Genomic DNA, 21376 nt, shown 5'->3' with positions numbered 1-21376 from the left:
ATTTTATTAATTAGTTACTTGCTATAATAAGTTATTATTAGATGCTACACACTTTATAAAAAAATTTTGGAGATTAGATGATAGAAGAGAATAGGGCTACTATACTTATAGTAGATGACATGAGTACAAATTTAATGATGCTAAGCGATATTTTAAAAGATGATTATAATATCAAAATTTCAAAAACAGGCGAAAAAGCTATAGAACTTTGTAAAAATTTAGATATAGATTTAGTTTTGTTAGATATTGAGATGCCATTGATGAATGGTTATGAGGTTTGCAAAAATCTTAAAAATTATGAAAAAACAAAAAATATTCCAATAATTTTTGTGAGTGCTAAAAATAGCGAAGAAGATGAAGAATATGGGTTAAATCTAGGAGCAATTGATTATATATCAAAGCCTTTTAGTAAAGTTATAATAAAAGCTAGAGTTAAAAATCAGATAAAGCTAAAACAAAAAACTGAACTTCTTGAAAAATTATCAAATTATGATGGATTAACAAATATAAAAAATAGAAGATATTTTGATGATAGATTAACTCAAGTTTATAAAGATAGTAAAATAAAAAATACAAATTTAGCACTTATGATGATAGATATAGATTTCTTTAAACCTTATAATGATAATTATGGACATGGAAAAGGTGATGAAGCTTTAAAAATAGTTGCAAAAACTTTAGAGAATAGTATTTTAAATACCTTAGATAGACCAAATGATTTAGTAGCAAGATATGGTGGAGAAGAGTTTGTAGTTTTACTTTCAAATATAGATTTAAAAGAGCTAGAAGAGATTTCAAATAGAGTTGTAAAAGCAATAAGAGATGAAAATATAGAACATAAATTTTCAAAAGTAGCTTCTTATTTAACTATTAGTTTAGGAGCAGTTTTATATAAAAGTAGCAATGATTTAAGTATTGCTTCAATTATGAAAAGTGCTGATGAAGCTCTTTATGAAGTTAAACAAAAAAGTAGAGATAACTTTTTAATAAAAGAGATATGATGGAATTTTTTAAAAAACTTTTTTTTAAAAAAACTAAACTTCAAAGTGAAAAAATAGAGAAAATTTTAAACTCTCAAAAAAATATTTTGATTGTTACAGATGGAAAACAATTAATAACAGCAAATAAAGCATTTTTTGACTTTTTTTCTTGCAATACATTAGAAGATTTTAAAAAAGATTATAACTGTATTTGTGACCATTTTATAAAAGAGGATGGATTTTTACAAACAAAAATGGGGGAAATAACTTGGGTAGAATACATTTTAAAAAATCCAAATTTAAATCATCTTGCTAAAATTGACAATTTTAAAGAGACTCATATTTTCAAAGTTTTTGCAAAAAAAATAGATGGTGAAGAAAATTTAAAAAATATTGAAGTTGTTGTTACTTTTGAAGATATTACCCAAGAGTTAAGAGTAAATGAAAAATTAAAGCATCAAAAAGAGAAACTTGAAAATATTAATAGATTAAAACTTCAATTTCTTGCAAATATAAGTCATGAATTAAGAACACCTTTAAATGCAATTATTGGTTTTACAGAGCTTCTTTTTGATACAGATTTAGATGAAAATCAATATAAACTTTTAAAAAAAATAGATAACTCTTCAAATATTTTGGTAAATACAATACAAAGTGTTTTAACTCTTGCAAATATTGAAGATAAATCGATACAAATAGAGAAAAGTAGATTCACTTTTTTAGAATTAGAAAAAGATATAGAAGATATCTATATAAAACTTGCAATAAATAGTGATAACAAATTTGAGATAAATATAGATGACAAATTACCTTCAAGCGTAGTTAGTGACAAAGCATTAATTCTTCAAGTTATATCAAATCTTTTGTCAAATGCTTTTAAGTTTACAAAAAATGGCTCTATAAAATTGGATATTAGTTTAATTGAATTATCTAAAAATATTGCAAAAATAAGATTTAGTATATGTGATACTGGAATTGGAATATCAAAAGAGTTTCAAAATAGAATTTTTGAAGAGTTTTTTCAAACAGATATTTCAAATACAAGAGATTATTCGGGTGCTGGTTTGGGACTTTCTATTTGTCAAAATATTGCAAAAATATTAAATACAAAAATAGAGTTAAAGAGTAAACTTGGAGAGGGTAGTGAGTTTTATTTTATAATTGATATTGAAACAAATGAAGAAGATAATCAAAAAATCAGCGAGTATCCAATTTTTGAAGATATAACTATTTTAGTCGCTGAAGATAATATTACTAATCAAGAGCTTATAAAAATAATTTTAGAAAAATCAAATATAAAAGTTACTATGGCAAAAAATGGAAAAGAAGCAGTTGAACTGTTTTCTAAAAATAGATTTGATTTGATTCTTATGGATTTACAAATGCCAGTTTTAAGTGGATTTGATGCTACTAAAAAAATAAGAGAAATCGATAAACAAATACCAATAGTTGCATTAACAGCTTCAAATTTAATAGAAGATAGAGAAAAAGCAAATGAAGTTTTAATGGATGATTTTCTATTAAAACCAATAGATACAGAGATTTTATATAATGTTTTAATTAAATATATTAAAAAATTAAAAGGTGTTAAGATTGCATATAAAACTATAAAAAATGAGCCTTTGAATAATATTTTAGATTTAAATGTTTTAAAAAATAAAATATCTGATAATAAACAAATTGAGATGATTTTAAGAAAATTTTTAGAAGAGCTTGAAGATGATTTTAAAGATATTATTGAGTATCTGTTAAATTCAAATGAAAAAGCAAAAACTTTAGTTCATAGTTTAAAAGGACTTAGTGGGAATATTGGTGCTAATAGGCTTTTTGATATTTGTGTAAAAATTGATAATAAATTTAAAAAAGCTGTATCAATTGATCCAAGTGATATAAAAATATTAAAAGATGAAATTGAAAATATAAAAAATGAGTTAAATTTTTTAGGTAGTATATTTAAAGATGAATCAAATAAAGTTCTTAATAATGATAAATTTGATGAAAATAAAGCAGTTTTAATTATAAAAAGTTATATAAAAAAATTAAATGATAGCGATATGTTAAGCAAAGATGATTTGGAAATTTTATATGAGAATTTATTTAGACTAACAAATGATTCATCTATTTTAATCAGTTTAGAAAAAGAGATAGATGATTTTGAGTATGAAAAAGCTATAGAAATTTTAAAAAATGTAATAGGAAGTGTAAATTTTAACTAGGCTTAAATCCACTTTTACTTTTACAAACTTGAGGAAAATAACACTTATCGCAATCGGGTTTAACAGCTTTACAAATATATCTTCCAAATAGAACCATAGCTTGATGAAAAATATGTAAATCATCACCTTTTAGTTTTTTTACTAAATCCTCTTCGGTTTTTTCTACATTTTTTGCATCACTAAGTCCCAATCGATGAGAAACTCTAAAAACATGAGTATCAACAGCCATAAGATTTTCTTGTTTATACTCAATCATAAAAACATTTGCAGTTTTATTTCCTACACCTGCTAGTTTTATAAGCTCTTTTGTATCATGTGGAATATTTCCTTCATAGTTTTGTACAACACTTTGAGCCATTTTTATAATATTTTGTGCTTTGTTATTAAAAAAAGAGCAAGAGTTTATAAGTTTTTTTACATCATCAAGATTTGCACAACTTAAGTCAAAAACAGTTGGATACTTTTCAAACAAAGCTGGAGTTATTAAATTTACTCTTTTATCTGTACATTGAGCTGATAAAATTATTGCTATTAGTAATTCATAATCATTTCTATAATTAAGCTCTGTAACAGCATCGCTATAGTTTTCTATAAAAGCTTTTTTAATAATTTCTATATCAGCTTTAGTAGCTTTTTTCATTTTTTGATACACTCTTCTTTTATATCATCAAAATTAATAAATATAAACTCATTTTTTATTTTATGTATCTCTACACTATTCATAGTACATAGGTATTCAGAGTCATCTTTTGATATAGTATATGTAAATGTATATATAAATTTATCTTTACTTGATACTACTTTATTGTTTAAAAGTTCACTATCTAAACTTCTAATCTCAATACTTTTCTCTTTTTCATACTTCTTTTTAAACATATTAGGAAGTTGATTTTTTGAGTAGTTTTCATAAAACAGAGCAACTAAAACTGCAAAAAATGTAATAGCTAAGAATATTAAAAACTCTCTTTTTTCAAACTTATCATTTACTTTATAAATTATAACTGTAACAATAACAATAAAAAGCGCAATACCTACAATAATTTGCATAGTTTTCCTTTAAAAATTTTTAATTTAATCAAAATCAAGAGTAGTTTGAACTTGACCATTACTTCCAAATTCATTATCAATTTCAAGAGCAATTTGTCTAAAATCAACTCCATTTATCTCTTTTAAACCTTTTAATATCTCTTTCTTACCAGTTATCAGCTCTTTTGATTTTATACCATGAGAGATTGATAAGCTAGCTTCAACAAAAGCAGATAGTTTATCACACTGTTTTAGTGCTTTTCCATCTATTGCTTCATATTTATCAAGGTTGTATTTATTTATATCTTCAACTTCGCAAATTTTTCCATCTATTTTAACTTTATTTGCAAACTCCTCTTTTATTCCATCACTAATTCCTAAAATATAAGAGAACTCCTTTTGAATAGATTCTGGAATATTTGGTAAAATATCATCCTCTATTTTTGCAACTTCATACTCAGCAATAATATCTGAAAGCTCATCAACACTATATTTTACAGGACTTATAATATCTCTTGTAAGTGCTTCTGGAAGGTCGTGAAATAGTGCAGTGAAAAAGTTATTTTGAAGTCTAGTATCACAAGCTTTTTGTTTAATTGAGTAAAAGTATGAGAAAAATGCAACTGTAAGCATATGTCCTAAAACTGAAGTTTCAGGAATTCTTGGAGTTTGTGCCCACCGTTTTTGAAATCTCAATCTTCCACTTAAATCAACGATTTTTGCTAGTTTTTTATTTAAAGCAATTTTTTGAACGCCAACAAGTTCATAGTAATCTTCAATTTCAGCATCAACAGCCTTTTTAACTTCCTCTATATCACTTAAAAATTGACTTGTTTGATATACAATTGAGAACTCCCATTTTGTAGATAAATATGAAGCTGCTTTTAGAATAAATCTCTCTTTTTTGTACATAGATGGGTCATTTAAAAATGCTTCAAACTTTTGTAAAAAATTTCCACCATCAATATCTTGAAGTGAAATTTTTAGTTTTTCTACAACCCAAGAGTTAATCTCATTTGACTTTTTTTGTAAAGCTTTTCTAAAAACATCAGGTCTAATATCAGTTACAACAACTCGTCTTAAAAACTCAAAAATACCAGCTTCTATTAAGTGTGTGAAGTTTATATCTTTTTCTAATTTTGCTATAAAATATGCTATAACAAACTTGTGAGCTTGTTTATCAAGCTCTACAAGTTCAACCATTCTTGGATAGTCATTCCATCTTTGAATAGATGCACTTGAATAAATATACTCTATAATTTTTGGGTTTATCACTTTTCATCCTCATCTTTTTTATCAAAAAACATAAGTTTTTTTCCTAGAAGCATTGCTGCAACTATAGCAGTCATCATTAAATATACTTGCCAATCAGCCATTTTTGCCCCTTTTATATTTTAAATTAAACTCTACAAGAGAGTAGATTATTTATCTTTTCAACTCTTTGTGTGTGTCGTCCCTCTTCAAAAGAGTTTGAAAGCCAAGCTTTAATTATCTCTTCAATAAGTCCCTCTCCACAAACTCTCTCACCAAGGCATAAAACATTTGCATCATTGTGATTTCTAGCCATTTTTGCACTATAAATATTGTGACATAAAGCTGCTCTAATTCCATCAAATTTATTTGCAGCCATGCTCATTCCAATACCACTTCCACAAATTAAAATTCCAAAAGAGCCTCTGTCTTTTTGTACATTTTCGCAAACTAATTTAGCAAAATCAGGATAATCAACTCTATCATTTGTTTTTGGACCCAAATCAACTACATTTATCTCTTCTTTTTTTAAAAGATTTACAACAAACTCTTTTAATACAACTCCAGCATGATCACTTGCAATATAATAATTCATATTAATAAATTCCCTCTTTACTTCTCTCTTTAATCTCTCCTGTTGCCTCTTTTTGTAAAGTATCAACAGTTTTAAAAACTCTATCCCATCTAACTTTATAATCATCATCAATAGAAAAATATACAAACCAAGGTTTTCCAACTATATATTTATACGGAACACTTCCCCAAAATCTTGAGTCATTTGAGTGATCTCTATTGTCTCCCATCATAAATGTTTCATCTTCTGGAATTACTATTTTTGATTTTTCAAAGAGTTCTTTATGAGAGCTTGTATATTTTGTAACTTCAGGGTCATTATGAATTCCTTTAAACTCTTTAGAGTATGGATTTTTTACAAACAAAGTATTGTCTATATCAACTATTTCATAATCTTTAAAGTTTTGAATTACATAAGAGTTTCCCTCTTTTGGATGAAGATATAACTCTTTATCTTTTAGAAAAATAGTATCTCCACCTGTTGCAACAGCTCTTTTTACATAGTGAATATCTGGATTATGAGGATATCTAAATACTACAATATCTCCTCTTTTTGGTCTATCACCCTCTATTAAATGTCCATTTTTATTAAAATCTGGCAAAATTTTAATCTCTAGCCAAGGAATTGTAGGAGTTGGAATACCATAAGAGAATTTTTTAACAAAAAGCATATCACCTATTAAAAGTGTATTTTTCATACTTCCACTTGGAATTACAAAAGCTTGAGCAATAAAAAAAATAATTGATAATACAATTATAATTGTTCCAGTCCATGAAGATGACCAGTTATAAATTTTTCTTAACATCTATTTTGATTCTCTTTTATCTCTTAGTTTAGAAGCTTTTATTGTATTTTTAAGCAACATTGCAATTGTCATAGGTCCTACTCCACCTGGAACTGGAGTTAAAAAAGAACATTTATTTTTAAGTCCTTCAAAATCAGCATCACCAACAAGTTTACCAGTATCAAGCCTATTAATTCCTACATCAATAACAACAGCACCATCTTTAACCATATCCTCTTTAAGTAGATATGGAACACCAACAGCAATAATTACAATATCAGCTTTTGAAGTGTGAGATTTTAAATCTTTTGTTCTGCTATTACAAACTGTAACTGTTGCTTTTTTATTTATTAAAAGTGATGCCATAGGTTTTCCAACAATATCGCTACTTCCAATAACTACAACATCTTTTCCACTTACTTCAATATTATGCTCTTCAAACATTCTCATAACACCAAATGGAGTTGCGCTTAAAAATGAATCAAGATTAGAAACCATTCTTCCAACATTGTATGGATGGAAACCATCAACATCTTTTAATGGATTTATAGCTTCTAAAACAGTTGTTGTATCTATATGTTTTGGAAGTGGAAGTTGTACTAAAATACCATCAAGTTTTGGATTATTGTTCATCATATTTATAGTATCAAGTAACTCTTCTTGAGTTATGCTCTCTGGCATTTCATGTACAACTGAGTAAATTCCAGCATCTTTACAAGCCTTTGCTTTACTTGCAACATAAGTTGCGCTTGCTGCATCATTTCCTACAAGAATAACTGCAAGTCCTGGAGTTATGTTTTTCTCTTTTACAATTTGAGTAACTTCAACTTTTACCTCTTCTTTTATCTTAGCAGATAGTGCTTTTCCATCTAGTAATATCATATTTCTTACCTTATATTTTTTGAAATTTTAGATTAGATTTTACCTAAAATTGTATTAATTATCAAAAGTTAAAAAATATATAAACTATTAACCTAAAATTTATAAACTTTTTTATATAATCCCGTCCTTATATTAAATTAAAACAAAGGATCCAAAATGTTAGAGGGTATCGTAAGAGATAGTATAACAAAACCAGCTGTAAAGGCTTTAAGAAAAGAGGGATATTTAATTGCAAATATCTATGGAAAAGGTATGGAGAACATCTCTGCTGCATTTAAAAGAAATGAGTATATCAAATATTTAAAAAATAAAACTACTCTTGCTTTTGATATTAAAGTAGATGGAAAAGTTTTAAGTGTAGTTGTAAAAGAGTACCAAAAATGTCCTATTACTTCTGATTTATTACATGTTGATTTAATGGTTGCACAAAAAGGTGTAAGAAGTTCATACTCTATTCCAGTTGTTACTACAGGAACAGCTAAAGGTCTTAAAAATAAAGGTCTTTTAATGCTTCACACAAGAAGAGTTCCAGTTAAATGTATGGTTGAAAACTTACCAAACAACATAACAATTGATGTAACAAATCTTGATACTGGTGATAACGTATTATTAAGAGATTTAACACTTCCAGAGGGTGTTGATTGCTATTTAGACCCACGAGTTCCAATCGTTGGTGTAATTAAAGCTAAATAATAAGAAATTATGCACTTAATTGTTGGTCTTGGAAATATTGGTGAAAAATATCAAAATACAAGACACAATATTGGATTTTTAGTCGTAGATTTTATGACTAAAAATCTAAATACTACAAATATAAATAATCAAAATTTTCAATCAAACTTACAAAAATCGGGATATAATCTATTTTCTAAGCCAAATACTTATATGAATAACTCAGGAGTTGCCATTAGAGCAATTATGGATTATTATAAAATTGATTTAGAAAATGTGATTATTATTCATGATGATTTAGATCTTCCATTTGGTGTTGTAAGATATAAAATAGGTGGAAGTCATGGTGGACATAATGGTTTAAAATCGCTTGATTCTCATATTGGGCAAGATTATATTAGAGTAAGAGTTGGAATTGGAAAACCAAAAGATAAAGCTGAAGTTGTAAATTATGTATTAAATGATTTTTCAAAAGCAGAGCTAGAGATTTTATATAGTACAATAATTCCTCATGTAGCATCTTCAGTTGAGGCTTTAAAAGAGTTATCAATTGATGAAGTTAAATCAAAATTTAGTTTGAAGTTGGAATTATGAGTACTCTTTCAAAATATATTTTAATAAAATATTTAAAAAATTTTATAATAGTTCTTCTTTCATTAGAGGTTTTTTTTACAGGTTTAGATTTTTTACAAAATTTTAAATCTCTTCCTAGCTCTGCAAACCTACAGCTTTTGTATCTTTTTTATAATACAATTTTTACTTTAACTCTAACTCTTCCACTATCGCTAGTTTTTGCAGTTATAATTACTTTAATAACATTTGTAAAAAATAACGAATTTGTTGCATTTCACGCACTTGGAGCTTCAAAAAAGAGTATTATTGCTCCAATAATATATACAGCACTATTTTTTATATTATCATTAATAGTTCTTCAATCAACTCCTTTGGCTTACTCTTATGAGCAAAAAAGAAAAATTGTAAATAATGAATATTTTACAAATACAAAAACTGATATTTTTTTAAAATATGATGACTATTTTGTATATTTTAAAAAATTATATCCAGCAGAGCAAAAAGCTGTTGATATACATATTTACAAAATAGAGGATGAGGAGATTGTTGAGACAATAATTGCTCAAGAAGCTTATTTTTTAGATAATAGATGGTATGCAAGTGATGCTAAAATTATTTCAAAACCAAAAGAGCTTGAAGAGAGTTCTAAATTGACAATAAAAAATGTTGAGTCAGTTACAACTCTTGAGGGGTTTTTACCTAAAATATTAAATAATGTATATGAATCAAAAAGTGAATACTCTTTGCTTGATGCATTAAGTGCTTGGAATCTATTACAAAAACAAGGTATTAATACAAAAAAAGTTAGAGCTGTTATATATAATACTCTATTTGTGCCATTTTTTATAGTTCCAATTATATATTTGATATTTGCTTATACATCATTAAATAGTAGATTTTTTAATTTAGGTAATTTTATAGCAGGTGGAGTATTTAGTACACTTGTAATTTGGGGTTGTTTTTTCTTTTTATATAAAATAACAAGCTCTGGAACTTTTATGCCAGAGTTATCTTTATTGCTACCTCTATTTTTATGGGTACTCTTTTCATATATTCTTTATAAAAAAATTAGTTTAAAATAGGGTAGGTCAAATGGCAATTCATAAAAAAACATATGGAATAGTTATCTACAAAGTAGAGAAAAAAGATATTAAAATTTTGCTTTGTTTAGGTTTTTCAAGTGATGATAAATGGGGATGTTTAAAGGGTAGTAAATTTAAAGATGAGAGTGCTTTTATGTGTGCTAAAAGAGAGTTTTTTGAAGAGAGCTCAATTATGGTTGATATTGCACTATTTGAAGACTATTTTGAGCAGATAAATAGAGATAAAGATGTAGGAATTTGGCTTGTAAATGCATCAAATATTGATAATTTAGATAAATATTTTGAAAAAGATAGTTTAAAAAAAGAGTATTTATCTTGGGAAAATCAAAAAGTGAAGTTTTTCTCTCTTAAAAAACTTCCAAAAATAAAATCTTTACAAAAAGATTTAGTAAAAAATATTAAGGATTTTTTAGAAAGTAAGAGTCTATCCCATTAGCAATACCATTAGCTAATGCTTTTTGATAACTAGCTTCATATAATCTTCTACTCTCTTCAGGATGAGAAATATATCCAAGTTCTATTAAAATTGATGGCATTTGAGCACCAACCAATACCCAAAATGGACCCTCTCTAACTCCTGAATCATTTACATCTTTGTACTTACTTCTAGCAGCTTGTAAAAGTCCAGCTTGAACATCTATTGCAAATTTATGAGAAGCTGTTATTCTAGGTCTATTTAAACTCTCCAAAAACACATCTTTTGATTTTTCATTCATCTCTCTAATATCACTTTGATTTTCAAGTGCAGCTACTCTTTTTGCTCTTTCACTTCTTGCTGGACTTAAGAAAAAAGTCTCTATTCCACTTGTACTATTTGCTTTATCTTTTGGCATAGCATTTGTATGAATTGATAAGAATAGATCTGCATTCTTCTCATTTGCCAAAATTGTTCTATCCATTACTTTTATAAATTTGTCACTGCTTCTTGTAACATAAACTTTATAACCTCTTTTTTTCAAAATATCTGCTAAATAGTTTGAAACAGCAAGATTTACCACCTTTTCATATCTTTTTTTGGGACCTACAGCTCCTGCATCACTACCACCATGTCCAGCATCTATAACAATAGTTTTCTTCTTTGTTTTATTATTTGAACTTATTTTTTGAGTTACAGGTGGAGCTGTAACTATATTTGTAGGTTTAGACTCTTTTTCTATTTGTTTTATATGAGTGATTTTTAAAGTTTTGTTATCAATAAAGTTATATACTATATTTGCCTTTGAGTTATTTAAAAGCTTTAGTCTTACAAAATTTCTCTCTTGAGTTGTGATAATTTGGTTTGTATTTTCCATAGATAATTTAATTGGATTTGCATATTGATATCTACCTTGTATCTCAAAAACATCTTCAAACTTTCCATTTTGTTGGTATGATAAATATTTTAAATTTTTTTGAGAAAAGTTTTTATTAAATTTTATAAAAATAGAGTTATTTTCTGTATATATCTCTCTAATATTATTTTTATAATCAATAAAATTTGAAGTTTTATCTTGAGTAATATTTGGTTTTATAATATCTTTTTTTGTTTGAACTATCTTTTCTTGTTCAACATTTATAACAATTTTTTTACTATTAACAACACTAAAAGTTGAATCAATTTTTCTGTTATTTGACAATACTATTCTTAAAATATTTGGTTTAAATTGAGCAATTGTTACTCTCTCTTTTCCATCAATCTCAAGTTTTGTTGCAAGTGCATCTTTAAAATAGCCATTTATATCATAAACATCTCTAAAACTATTTTTCTGATTAAGTTCAAAGAAATTTATATCTTTTTTTGTAATATTTTTATTAAACTCAATAATTATTTGATTGTTTTTTGTATATACATTTTTTACAGAAAATAAAATATCACTTTTACTATCTATTTTTTGATTCTCTAATTTTGGTTTTGAATCTTTCTTTTCTCTAGAGTCAGGAATGCTATTTATATTTTTACGAAAAGTTTTATCTCTTTGAACTTTTCGTTCTAAAACTTCTAGTTTTTTCTCATCAGCTCTTACATCTTTTCCAATCTTCTTACCCAAAGATATAATCTGTTTTAAATCTTTAATCTTTTGATCATCATCTTTTCTTAAAGATGATTTCAAAAACTCAATTCTAGCCTCTCTATACTCTTGTTCAAAGTTATTTGAGTAAGAAAAATTTAAAATAAAGATTAATAGAAGTAGAGCTCTTAAAAAAATAACTACTCTCCTTTAGTTAATTTTTCCATTAACTCTTTTACAGAGATTATCTTATCAATTTTATATCCTGTTGAACCTGAGAAGAATAGTCCAGTATCAACATCACCTTTATATGCAGCTCCTAGTCTATCAGCAATACAATATCCTACAAGTCTTGCTTCATGACCTCTGTTACAAGGTGCAACACAGTTTGATATACATTGAACCTTAGGAGCTGTTTTATTTTCTATTGCAAATTGAAGATTAGTTTTAACTCCCCTTGCAGGAAGACCTACAGGAGATTTCATTAAAACAATATCCTCTTCTTTTGCTTTTAGTAAAACTTCTTTAAAATTATCATCAGCATCACATTCATGTGTTCCTATAAATCTAGTTGCCATTTGAACACCAGCACAACCTAGAGCTAAAAATTTATCTATATCTTTTTTATCCCAAATTCCACCAGCTGCAATAACAGGAATATCTCCCCACTTTTTAGCCTCTTCAATAACAGGAGGAACTATATTTTCAAGTTGATATTCCTCTTTAAAGCAATCCTCATACTTAAACCCTTGATGACCACCACTTAAAGGTCCCTCAACAATAACAGCATCTGGAAGTTTGTTGTATCTTTCCCATTTTTTACAAATAAGTTTTAAAGCTCTTGCACTTGAAACTATTGGCACAAGTGCTACATCTGGGAAGTTTTTTGTAAACTCTGGCATATTTGTAGGAATTCCAGCTCCTGTAATAATTATATTTGCACCAGCTTCACAAGCATCCTTTACAACTCTTCCATAATCATTTATTGCATATAAAATATTACAAGCAAGTGGAAGATTACCACAAATTTTTCTAGCATTATCAAAAATCTCTTTTAATGCACCCTTGCTATAAAAATTTAAAACCTCCTTTGGTTTATCTTTTCTCATAACAATATTAACATTTGAACTTAGTTTTTTATAATAACCAGTTCCAACAGCCGAAATAACACCTAAACCACCCTCAAGACTTACATGTCCAGCTAATTGATCCCAGCTAATTCCAACACCCATACCACCTTGAATTATTGGATGTTTTATCTCATATTTTCCTATTTTCACAATTAGCCTCTTTTAATTTATTATTATTTTTGCAAAACTTTTTTTGCCTTTTTGCAAAATGTATTCGCCAGATGTTAAGTTTATCTTATCATCACTTATTTTTTCTTGATTTATTGATACAGCATTTGATTTTATATCTCTTCTTGCTTGTGAAGTTGAATCAACTAACTTGCTATTAACCATAGCTTGACAGATCCAAATCTCACCTTCAAATATAAACTCTGGCATATCTGTTGGAATATCTTTTTTAGCAAAAACTCTTTCAAATTCAAGTTTTGCATCAACTCCAGCACCAACTCCATGGAATCTATCAACTATTTCAGAAGCTAAATCCTCTTTTACTTTTTTAGGGTGCATTGAACAATCTTCTACACCTTTTTTAATATCTTCAATCTCTTTTAAACTTTTGCTTGAAAGAAGTTCGAAATATCTCCACATAAGCTCATCAGAAATTGATAAAACTTTTCCAAACATATCAAAAGGCTCATCTGTAACACCAATGTAGTTACCTAATGATTTTGACATTTTTTGAACACCATCAAGACCCTCAAGAATTGGCATCATTAAAACTGCTTGTTGTTTTTTACAGTTATATGCTTTTTGCAAAGTTCTTCCCATAAGCAAATTAAACTTTTGATCTGTTCCACCAAGTTCAACATCACTATTAAGTGCAATTGAGTCATAACCTTGAAGTAGGGGATATAAAAATTCACTTACTGCAATTGGAGTATTACTTGAATATCTTTTTGAAAAATCATCACGCTCAAGCATTCTAGCAACTGTAAGATTTGAAGCTAAGTTTATAAGACCAGCAGTTCCAAGCTCTTTTAACCAAGAGCTATTAAATACAACTTGAGTTTTTGAAGCATCTAAAATTTTAAAAACCTGCTCTTTATAAGTCTCTGCATTTTGTAAAACTTGTTCACTACTTAAAACTTTTCTTGTTTCACTTTTTCCAGTTGGGTCTCCAATAGTTGCTGTAAAATCTCCAATTAGAAATTGAATAATTCCACCATATTTTTGAAAAGTTGCAAGTTTTTGTATTAAAACTGTGTGTCCTAAGTGAATATCAGGAGCTGTTGGATCAAATCCAGCTTTTACATAAAAATTTTCACCACTTTCAAAATATCTTTTTATTAACTTTTCTATCGCTTCAATATCAATAATCTCAGCAGTTCCTCTTTTAATCTCTTCTAATGCCTCTTTTATTTTACTTTCCATATTCATTTAAACCTTTATTTATTATATGCATCTTTTTTTGATGTAAACTCAATAACTTTTATATTTTTTTCAACAATTTGTCTTACTTCATCAGTATTTGAGTTATTTATTTCAAATTCAATATCACAATATTGAATATATGAGTGTTTTTGTCTTCCAAAGTTAATTCCTAAAATATAAAAATCACTTTTAGATAGATATGCTAAAACTTTTGCTAATTCACCTTTTGTATTTGGAATGCTAATTAACATTTTATATTGGTAAACAGCATTTTTTTCCCATCTACAAAATATCATTTGAGAATTTTCTTTGATTTTAGAATAAGCTTTATCACACATTTTATGGTGAACTACTGCACTATGTGAGTTTCTAAAAGCAATAATATCATCTCCAAATTTTGGGTGACAACAGTGGTCAAATGATACTGAATTTATATTAAAGTTTGAGTAAAGAAGCATATTGTCAAATTTAAACTCTTTTATTTTACTAGTTAAGATTTTAAATCTACCCATGATACCTTTCTCTTTTAATACCTTTTTCTCTACTAGTTGTTTTGCATTTTTCATAAATGCTAAGTTTGTAGGAACCTTATAGAGAGTTTTTACAGGATATAGTTTTAAAATATCATCATAATATCTTGAGAATATTGTATTTATTATATTTTTACCAGATAACTCATCAATCTCTCTTTGTTTTTGCATACATAAAATTTTAAGTTGTTTTTTTGCTCTTGAAGTTTTTACCATATCAATCCAAGAGCATCTAATAATAGGCTCATCTGCAAGTTCAATTTGAACAATATCAGTGCTTTTTAAAACAGTTAATAGTGGTTTTTTTATTTTATTTATATAGCAATGAACTGCTTTTTTACCAACATTTGTATGAACAGCAAAAGCATAATCATATGCAGTTGATCCAATAGGAAGAATAAAAACTTCGCCCTTTGGAGAGTAAACTATTATCTCATCATTAAATAGATTCTCTTTTGTTTCATTATAAAACTCTTCAATATTGTCATTTGAAAACTCTAAAGATTTTAACCAATTTAAATTTGCATTTGCTGCTGTTGATTGACTAACTTTTTCACCATTTTTATAAGCCCAATGAGCAGCAATTCCATACTCTGCAATACTATGCATATCAAAAGAACGAATCTGAATCTCATATATTTTTGAGTTGTAAAAAACTGTTGTGTGAATTGTTTGATAACCATTCTCTTTTGGTGTTGCTATATAATCTTTAAATCTTGAAACAAGCGGTTTAAACTCTAAATGAATATGACCTAAAGCTTTGTAGCAGTCAATATCACTTGGAACTAAAATTCTAATTGCAAAAAGATCAAGTACCTCTTCAATAGTTATACCTTTTCTTTGCATCTTTAAATAGATTGAGTAGTGGTGCTTTACTCTTGAATATATTTTAATTTTATCTGCTTCAAAACCATTTTTTTCTAAAAGATTTTTAGTAACAGTTATAAAGTTGTTAAATCCAAGCTGCATAGCTTGTTCATTCTCTTTTAAGAATTGATCGATTTTTTTATACTCTTGTGGATAGATATAGAAAAATGCCAAATCTTCAAGCTCATTTTTAAGTGTTGAAATTCCTAATCTATTTGCAATTGGAACATAAACAACTAAAGTCTCTTCAGCTATTCTTCTTTGTTTATGAGGAGGTAAAACACCTAAAGTTAGCATATTATGAAGTCTATCACAAAGTTTTACAATTAAAACTCTTGGGTCATCAATTGATGCTATTAACATCTTTCTAAATGTAAGTGCAGCTTGAACAATTTTTGTATCACTTGAATCTTTTGAAGTTACAAAGTTCTCTTCTCTAATATCTGCTACTTTTGTTAAACCTTTAACCATATTAGAGACATTTTTACCCCAATTTTCTTCAACAAACTCTAAAGTGTAGGGAGTATCTTCAACTACATCATGAAGAAGTGCTGTAGCAATAACATCTTCATCTTTTGAAAAACTAGCTGTTATTGTTGCAACAAGAATAGGGTGAACGGCATATGGCTCTCCACTTTTTCTAAACTGATTTTCATGGGCCTTGATTATAAAATCAATAATCTCTTTAAGTTTAGAAGAGATAGGAACTTGTTTGCCCAACTCCTCTATTGCAATATCAAGATTGTTTATTTTTTGAATGTTATTAAAAAATGGATTCATATAAAAATATTTACAATCTATTTTTTATCTATTAAACCGTCAATTCTTAGTAATCCACTTGCAATCTCATCAATTGCAATATCAGTATATTTCATTTTTTGTGTATTTTGAGTTAAAAGTGGTTTTGCACCTTTACTTAACTCATCAGCTCTTTGTCCAACAGCAATTGCTAGAATATATCTATCATTATCAACTTGTTTTAAAGCTCTTGAAATTCTCTCTTCTAATCTTTCCATTTTGTTTTCCTTTATTTAATATGTTTATAAAATCTATCTTACAACAGAACACTTGCTATAGTCACCTTGAACAATTCTTAAAAGGTTTCCTTTTTCGTTCATATTTGTAACAGCAATTGGTAGTTTATTATCTTTTGCTAAAGCAATAGCTGTATCATCCATAACTTTAATATGATCTTCCAAAGCTCTATCATAAGTTAAAATATCAAGTTTTTGTGCATCTGGATATTTCATAGGATCTTTATCATAAACTCCATTTACTTTTGTTGCTTTAATTAAAATATCAGCACCAATCTCTGTAGCTCTAAGAGTTGCTCCTGTATCTGTTGTAAAGTAAGGATTTCCAGTTCCTGCACCAAAAATAACAACTCTTCCTTTTTCAAAATGTCTCATAGCTTTTCTTACAATAAAAGGTTCAGCTATCTCTTCCATTTTAATTGCTGTTTGTAATCTTGCACTTAAACCTTTGTACTCTAAAGCTTCTTGCATAGCAACACCATTTATAACAGTTCCTAGCATTCCCATATAATCAGCACTTGTTCTTTTAATAACACCATCAGCAGCAGCTGTAACTCCACGAATTATATTTCCACCACCAATAACAATAGCAACTTCAATGCCAAATTCAACTAAACTTTTAATCTCTTCAGCAATATAATCTAAAATTTTAGTATCAATTCCATAACCTTCAGAACCAGCTAATGCTTCACCTGAAAACTTTACAAGCACTCTTTTATTCATATATTCATATCCTTCAATAATTTTCGGATTTTATCTAAAAAACAATTAACAAAAACTTAGTCTAATTTACTTTTGTTACACTTTTTACACTTACCTTTTAAAATAATATTTTCAACAATATAATTTTTTAAATTTAAATCTAAACTTTCATGAATACACTCAATATTTGAGCAATCTGTACATATAAAGTGAGAGTGTGGAGATTTTTTTATCTCAAAATATCTTTTTTTATCATTTGATTCAAATGATTCTACTATTCCATCTTCTTCAAAAATTGCTATATTTCTATAAAAAGTTGCTTTATCCATAGAGATTTTATCTTTTATTTCGTCATATGACAAAGGTTTATTTGAACTAACCAATATTTCTAAAATAGATTTTCTAGCTGTTGTTAACTTTATATTTGTAAAATCCGTTATATTTTTTAAACTAATCATAAAAAAGATTGTATCTAAAAGCTTTTTAAAATATCTTGCTACTAAGTTGCATTAAAGAGAAATAAGATTAAAATTTCAAAAAATGCAACTAAGTTGCAACGAAAAGGAAGATTATGAAAAAAATTTTAGTTCTGTTTTTAGTTTTTGCATCATTTATATATGCAAACAAACCACAACTTATGGTTAATATTTTACCACAAAAATATTTTGTAGAAAAAATAGTAAAAGATAAGTTTGATATAAATGTTATGGTAAAACCAGGAAGTTCACCTCACAATTTTGAACCAAAACCATCTCAAATGAAAGCTTTAAATTCTTCAAAAGCTTATTTTTTGGTTGGAGATCCAAGTGAATTAGCATGGATTGATAGATTTAAAGAGAATACAAAAAATACGCTTTTTGTTGATACAACAATTGGTATTGAAAAAATTGCAATGGTTGCTCATACTCATCATGAAGATGAACATGAAGATGAAGAAAATCATGATGATCATGCCCATCATGGTGAGTCAGAGCATAAAGAACATCAAGATCACGAACATGGAGCTGATGGCTTAGATCCTCACACTTGGCTAGATCCAATTAGTGTAAAAGTTCAAGCAAAAAATATTTATGAAGCTATGGTTAAGATTGATTCAAAAAATAGTGATTTTTATAAATCAAACTATGAAGCGTTTGTAAAAGAGCTTGATGATTTAGATGAAAATATAAGAGATATTTTAAAAGATTTTAAGGGTAGAGCTTTTATGGTATTTCATCCATCTTGGGGATATTTTGCACATAGATATGAAATTGAACAAATTTCAATTGAGATTGAAGGAAAAGAGCCAAAACCAAATGATCTTGTGAAATTAGTAGAAGAGGCTAAAAAACATGATATTAAAATAGTTTTTGTATCTCCTCAATTTTCACAAAAAAGTGCAAAAACAATATCAAAAAATATTGGTGCAAATGTAGTATCTATAAATCCATTAAGTGATGATTGGTACAATAATATGCTTCTAGTAGCAAATGAGATTGCAAAAAGTTATAGATGATTAGAATAGTTTTTATATTAGCAATAATTTTTCCAAGTTACTTACTCTCTTGTAGTTTGTGTGCTTTTATGCAACCAAAAACATATGTACAAACAAAAGTAGTTGTAAATGAAGATAAAATAGATTATGTTGATATAAAATGGGAGTTTGAAAAAGATTTTAGTGAAGAGCTTTTAAAAGTATATGATTTGAACTTAGATAAAAGTTTTAATGAAAAAGAGTTGAAACTAATTGAAGACTCTTTGATGCCATATTTACTTGAAAAAAGCTTTTTAACAACAATATCATATAGTAATAATAACTCAAAAAATAGTATCCCTTTTAAGGTTAAAGATTACAAAATGAGTTTTGAAAATAAGAGTAGAATACTATCTTTTGATTATAGGATTTTACTTGATTTAAAACTCTATGATAAAAATTATTTTAGCATTAGAGCCTTTGATAATGAAGAGTTTTTCTTTCTTATTTTAGAAGATAAAAATCAAAGTGTAGTATCTAATTATAAATTTAATAAAACTACAAAAATAGATAGAGTGACTTATTTAATAGAGGCTCCTAATTTACAGACTCAAAAATTTAATATTGTAGAGGCTGTAGAAGAGAGTAGCAAAGAGTCTTTAGAAGATATTTGGAAAAAAGAGCAAAATAAAGAGTTTGAAAAACCTCAAGAAGAGATTTTAAATGAGCAAAAAAAACAAAGTGATGAGTTTTTGGTTTTAGAAGATGAGGAGCAAAAAATAAGTTTTACAGATAAATTTTTTGCAAGTATTAAACAAAATCTTGTAGATATTGAAAATGGGGATAAATTAGCTTTAATATTTTTACTTTTTGCATCTTTTTTATATGGAGTTGTTCACTCAATAGGACCAGGACATGGAAAAGCTTTGGCATTTTCATACTTCTCATCACAAAAAAGTACATATTTTGAAGCTTTTATAATATCACTTTTAACTGCATTTATTCATATTTTAGGTGCATTTATTATTGTTTTAATATCTGTTTTTGTACTTCAAAGTGTTTTAAATAAATTTTTAGAGGATAGTGTTTCGTATATAACATCTTTTAGTGCGGTTGTAATTATGATTTTAGCACTATATATTTTATATAGAAAATTGACTAAAAAAAGATGCTCTTGTTCTGCTTGTAGTGGTGATTTAAGTAAAGTTAGATTTAGTATTGTTGAGGAGAATAATTTAGTAAAAATCAAAGAGATAAAACCTGTTCATAAACGAAATAAAAAACAGGATTTAATTTTTGTTTTAACAGCTGGAATAGTTCCTTGCCCTGGTACTGTTTTACTTTTTGTTTATGCTTTTTTACTTAAAACATATTTTGCTGTATTTTTAGCAAGTATAAGTATTAGCCTTGGAATGGCTGTTGTGATTTTTGCATCATCATTTTTGGGAGTTAGTTTGCACAAAATCTCTTCAAAATCTCAAAAACTAATCGATATTTTAGAGATAGTTGCACCTATTTTTATGTTTATTTTAGCTATGTTTTTGTTTTTTGCTTCAAGTAGTTTTAAAATAAGTTTATAGCTCTTTTATCATATGAGAGAATTGAGTTTTTGATACCTCTAGTGTAGTATTATCTAAAAATCCAAGTTTTGCATACAGAGCTTTTGCTTTTTTATTTTCTAAATCAACCAAAAGTGAGAGTTTTTTAAATCCTTGCTCTTTTGCTTTTTGTTGTGCAAAACTAAATAACTCTTTTGCTATTCCTCTTCCTTGAAAGCTAGGACTTACACTAACTGTATCTATATAAAACTCATCATCAAAACACTCTTTTTCAAAAGATTCTAAAAATATATTTTTTGTTTTTAAATGTTCAATCATTGGCTTATCAAGTTTTTCTACATCATTTGAGTTGTATGCTAATAAAATAGCTACATTTTTATTATCTATTTCGTAAGTGTAGATATTGTTGTAGCTAAGCCTACAAACATCCATTTGTATATAATTTTCTAAAGTTTTTAATATTTTGTGCTCTTCATTTTCGCCAGTTAAGCTATTTGAAACTTCATGAATTGCATCATAAATTAGTTTTGAAATATTTTCTATATTTTGTTTATTTGCTTTTTTTATCATAGATTAATCCTTTTTAAAAATTTGGATTTTATAATATATTTGCTAATAAGAGATTAATGCGACTATTTGAGCTACCTTTTTATTATTTAAACTATTTAAACTAACACATAA

The 21376-nt window shown here is 27.0% G+C and carries 22 protein-coding genes; 8 read left to right on the top strand and 14 right to left on the bottom strand.

Features of this window, described 5'->3' with window-relative positions:
* The first annotated feature begins 77 nt into the window (after positions 1–77).
* Together ASKIR_RS06895 and ASKIR_RS06890 are read left to right on the top strand one after the other, a co-directional pair.
* The gene (locus ASKIR_RS06895) at positions 78–1001 is read left to right on the top strand and encodes a GGDEF domain-containing response regulator (RefSeq protein WP_115588246.1); all 924 of its coding nucleotides are present in this window, start codon (positions 78–80) and stop codon (positions 999–1001) included.
* Positions 1001–3196, top strand: coding sequence for a response regulator (locus ASKIR_RS06890; RefSeq protein ID WP_164966869.1), 2196 nt, complete (start codon positions 1001–1003; stop codon positions 3194–3196). Before ASKIR_RS06895 ends, ASKIR_RS06890 begins: the two co-directional genes overlap by 1 nt.
* Here the strand turns inward: ASKIR_RS06890 and nth are convergent.
* The 6 genes from nth to folD all read right to left on the bottom strand — a co-directional run bounded on the left by nth (position 3189) and on the right by folD (position 7713).
* Complete coding sequence (nth, locus tag ASKIR_RS06885) at positions 3189–3836, bottom strand: endonuclease III (RefSeq protein WP_066161326.1); 648 nt, start codon at positions 3834–3836, stop codon at positions 3189–3191. The genes ASKIR_RS06890 and nth overlap by 8 nt on opposite strands.
* Positions 3833–4243: a hypothetical protein gene (locus ASKIR_RS06880; protein WP_066351798.1), complete on the bottom strand. Its 411-nt coding sequence runs from the start codon at positions 4241–4243 to the stop codon at positions 3833–3835. Before ASKIR_RS06880 ends, nth begins: the two co-directional genes overlap by 4 nt.
* Positions 4244–4267: 24 nt before the next feature.
* The gene (locus ASKIR_RS06875; RefSeq protein WP_066351795.1) at positions 4268–5497 is read right to left on the bottom strand and encodes an HD domain-containing protein; all 1230 of its coding nucleotides are present in this window, start codon (positions 5495–5497) and stop codon (positions 4268–4270) included.
* 124 nt (positions 5498–5621) lie between these two features.
* The gene (gene rpiB, locus ASKIR_RS06870; RefSeq protein ID WP_066161329.1) at positions 5622–6068 is read right to left on the bottom strand and encodes a ribose 5-phosphate isomerase B; all 447 of its coding nucleotides are present in this window, start codon (positions 6066–6068) and stop codon (positions 5622–5624) included.
* Between the two features lies 1 nt (position 6069).
* A complete protein-coding gene (lepB, locus tag ASKIR_RS06865; protein WP_066351789.1) occupies positions 6070–6852 on the bottom strand; it encodes a signal peptidase I in 783 nt (260 codons plus the stop codon).
* Positions 6853–7713, bottom strand: a complete 861-nt coding sequence (folD, locus tag ASKIR_RS06860) for a bifunctional methylenetetrahydrofolate dehydrogenase/methenyltetrahydrofolate cyclohydrolase FolD (RefSeq protein WP_066351787.1) — start codon at positions 7711–7713, stop codon at positions 6853–6855.
* Positions 7714–7869: 156 nt separating this feature from the next.
* Here folD and ASKIR_RS06855 point away from each other — a divergent pair, with 156 nt between their 5' ends.
* The 4 genes from ASKIR_RS06855 to ASKIR_RS06840 are packed head-to-tail and all read left to right on the top strand — an operon-like array spanning position 7870 to position 10497.
* Positions 7870–8406, top strand: a complete 537-nt coding sequence (locus ASKIR_RS06855; RefSeq protein WP_066161332.1) for a 50S ribosomal protein L25/general stress protein Ctc — start codon at positions 7870–7872, stop codon at positions 8404–8406.
* Between the two features lie 9 nt (positions 8407–8415).
* The gene (gene pth / locus ASKIR_RS06850) at positions 8416–8979 is read left to right on the top strand and encodes an aminoacyl-tRNA hydrolase (protein WP_066161333.1); all 564 of its coding nucleotides are present in this window, start codon (positions 8416–8418) and stop codon (positions 8977–8979) included.
* Positions 8976–10040 (top strand): LptF/LptG family permease, encoded by a 1065-nt coding sequence (locus tag ASKIR_RS06845; RefSeq protein WP_066351785.1) that lies wholly within the window; start codon positions 8976–8978, stop codon positions 10038–10040. Before pth ends, ASKIR_RS06845 begins: the two co-directional genes overlap by 4 nt.
* A 10-nt stretch (positions 10041–10050) precedes the next feature.
* Positions 10051–10497, top strand: a complete 447-nt coding sequence (locus ASKIR_RS06840) for an NUDIX hydrolase (protein ID WP_066161335.1) — start codon at positions 10051–10053, stop codon at positions 10495–10497.
* On the opposite strand, the gene ASKIR_RS06835 is transcribed toward ASKIR_RS06840, so the two are convergent.
* From ASKIR_RS06835 to ASKIR_RS06805, 7 genes are all read right to left on the bottom strand, one after another.
* Positions 10460–12151, bottom strand: a complete 1692-nt coding sequence (locus ASKIR_RS06835) for an N-acetylmuramoyl-L-alanine amidase family protein (protein ID WP_066351783.1) — start codon at positions 12149–12151, stop codon at positions 10460–10462. The genes ASKIR_RS06840 and ASKIR_RS06835 overlap by 38 nt on opposite strands.
* A 98-nt stretch (positions 12152–12249) precedes the next feature.
* Positions 12250–13329, bottom strand: coding sequence for a nitronate monooxygenase (locus tag ASKIR_RS06830; protein ID WP_066161337.1), 1080 nt, complete (start codon positions 13327–13329; stop codon positions 12250–12252).
* Positions 13330–13341: 12 nt separating this feature from the next.
* On the bottom strand, positions 13342–14550 hold the full coding sequence (gene tyrS / locus ASKIR_RS06825) for a tyrosine--tRNA ligase (protein ID WP_066351868.1): 1209 nt from the start codon (positions 14548–14550) through the stop codon (positions 13342–13344).
* 14 nt (positions 14551–14564) lie between these two features.
* Complete coding sequence (locus ASKIR_RS06820; RefSeq protein ID WP_066161339.1) at positions 14565–16727, bottom strand: RelA/SpoT family protein; 2163 nt, start codon at positions 16725–16727, stop codon at positions 14565–14567.
* 17 nt (positions 16728–16744) lie between these two features.
* A complete protein-coding gene (locus ASKIR_RS06815; RefSeq protein WP_066161340.1) occupies positions 16745–16963 on the bottom strand; it encodes a DNA-directed RNA polymerase subunit omega in 219 nt (72 codons plus the stop codon).
* A gap of 33 nt (positions 16964–16996) precedes the next feature.
* Positions 16997–17704: a UMP kinase gene (pyrH, locus tag ASKIR_RS06810; RefSeq protein WP_066161341.1), complete on the bottom strand. Its 708-nt coding sequence runs from the start codon at positions 17702–17704 to the stop codon at positions 16997–16999.
* A 56-nt stretch (positions 17705–17760) separates the two neighbouring features.
* Complete coding sequence (locus ASKIR_RS06805; RefSeq protein WP_066161342.1) at positions 17761–18141, bottom strand: Fur family transcriptional regulator; 381 nt, start codon at positions 18139–18141, stop codon at positions 17761–17763.
* Positions 18142–18254: 113 nt separating this feature from the next.
* Between ASKIR_RS06805 and ASKIR_RS06800 the strand changes: the two genes are divergently transcribed.
* Positions 18255–19178 (top strand): metal ABC transporter solute-binding protein, Zn/Mn family, encoded by a 924-nt coding sequence (locus ASKIR_RS06800; protein ID WP_066351781.1) that lies wholly within the window; start codon positions 18255–18257, stop codon positions 19176–19178.
* Positions 19175–20716 (top strand): nickel/cobalt transporter, encoded by a 1542-nt coding sequence (locus tag ASKIR_RS06795; protein ID WP_115588248.1) that lies wholly within the window; start codon positions 19175–19177, stop codon positions 20714–20716. Before ASKIR_RS06800 ends, ASKIR_RS06795 begins: the two co-directional genes overlap by 4 nt.
* On the opposite strand, the gene ASKIR_RS06790 is transcribed toward ASKIR_RS06795, so the two are convergent.
* Positions 20711–21265: a GNAT family N-acetyltransferase gene (locus ASKIR_RS06790; protein ID WP_115588249.1), complete on the bottom strand. Its 555-nt coding sequence runs from the start codon at positions 21263–21265 to the stop codon at positions 20711–20713. The genes ASKIR_RS06795 and ASKIR_RS06790 overlap by 6 nt on opposite strands.
* Positions 21266–21376: the final 111 nt, after the last annotated feature.

Source organism: Aliarcobacter skirrowii CCUG 10374 (genome assembly GCF_003544835.1).
Taxonomy (GTDB): domain Bacteria; phylum Campylobacterota; class Campylobacteria; order Campylobacterales; family Arcobacteraceae; genus Aliarcobacter; species Aliarcobacter skirrowii.
The sequence above is the reverse complement of the archived record's forward strand: the minus strand, read 5'-3'. Positions and strand labels throughout refer to the sequence as shown.

Coding starts and splice junctions, on each gene's coding strand:
- ASKIR_RS06895 (WP_115588246.1), top strand. CDS start 78: ATGATAGAAGAGAATAGGGCTACTATACTTATAGTAGATGACATGAGT.
- ASKIR_RS06890 (WP_164966869.1), top strand. CDS start 1,001: ATGGAATTTTTTAAAAAACTTTTTTTTAAAAAAACTAAACTTCAAAGT.
- nth (WP_066161326.1), bottom strand. CDS start 3,836: ATGAAAAAAGCTACTAAAGCTGATATAGAAATTATTAAAAAAGCTTTT.
- ASKIR_RS06880 (WP_066351798.1), bottom strand. CDS start 4,243: ATGCAAATTATTGTAGGTATTGCGCTTTTTATTGTTATTGTTACAGTT.
- rpiB (WP_066161329.1), bottom strand. CDS start 6,068: ATGAATTATTATATTGCAAGTGATCATGCTGGAGTTGTATTAAAAGAG.
- lepB (WP_066351789.1), bottom strand. CDS start 6,852: ATGTTAAGAAAAATTTATAACTGGTCATCTTCATGGACTGGAACAATT.
- folD (WP_066351787.1), bottom strand. CDS start 7,713: ATGATATTACTAGATGGAAAAGCACTATCTGCTAAGATAAAAGAAGAG.
- ASKIR_RS06855 (WP_066161332.1), top strand. CDS start 7,870: ATGTTAGAGGGTATCGTAAGAGATAGTATAACAAAACCAGCTGTAAAG.
- pth (WP_066161333.1), top strand. CDS start 8,416: ATGCACTTAATTGTTGGTCTTGGAAATATTGGTGAAAAATATCAAAAT.
- ASKIR_RS06845 (WP_066351785.1), top strand. CDS start 8,976: ATGAGTACTCTTTCAAAATATATTTTAATAAAATATTTAAAAAATTTT.
- ASKIR_RS06840 (WP_066161335.1), top strand. CDS start 10,051: ATGGCAATTCATAAAAAAACATATGGAATAGTTATCTACAAAGTAGAG.
- tyrS (WP_066351868.1), bottom strand. CDS start 14,550: ATGGAAAGTAAAATAAAAGAGGCATTAGAAGAGATTAAAAGAGGAACT.
- ASKIR_RS06820 (WP_066161339.1), bottom strand. CDS start 16,727: ATGAATCCATTTTTTAATAACATTCAAAAAATAAACAATCTTGATATT.
- ASKIR_RS06815 (WP_066161340.1), bottom strand. CDS start 16,963: ATGGAAAGATTAGAAGAGAGAATTTCAAGAGCTTTAAAACAAGTTGAT.
- pyrH (WP_066161341.1), bottom strand. CDS start 17,704: ATGAATAAAAGAGTGCTTGTAAAGTTTTCAGGTGAAGCATTAGCTGGT.
- ASKIR_RS06805 (WP_066161342.1), bottom strand. CDS start 18,141: ATGATTAGTTTAAAAAATATAACGGATTTTACAAATATAAAGTTAACA.
- ASKIR_RS06800 (WP_066351781.1), top strand. CDS start 18,255: ATGAAAAAAATTTTAGTTCTGTTTTTAGTTTTTGCATCATTTATATAT.
- ASKIR_RS06795 (WP_115588248.1), top strand. CDS start 19,175: ATGATTAGAATAGTTTTTATATTAGCAATAATTTTTCCAAGTTACTTA.
- ASKIR_RS06790 (WP_115588249.1), bottom strand. CDS start 21,265: ATGATAAAAAAAGCAAATAAACAAAATATAGAAAATATTTCAAAACTA.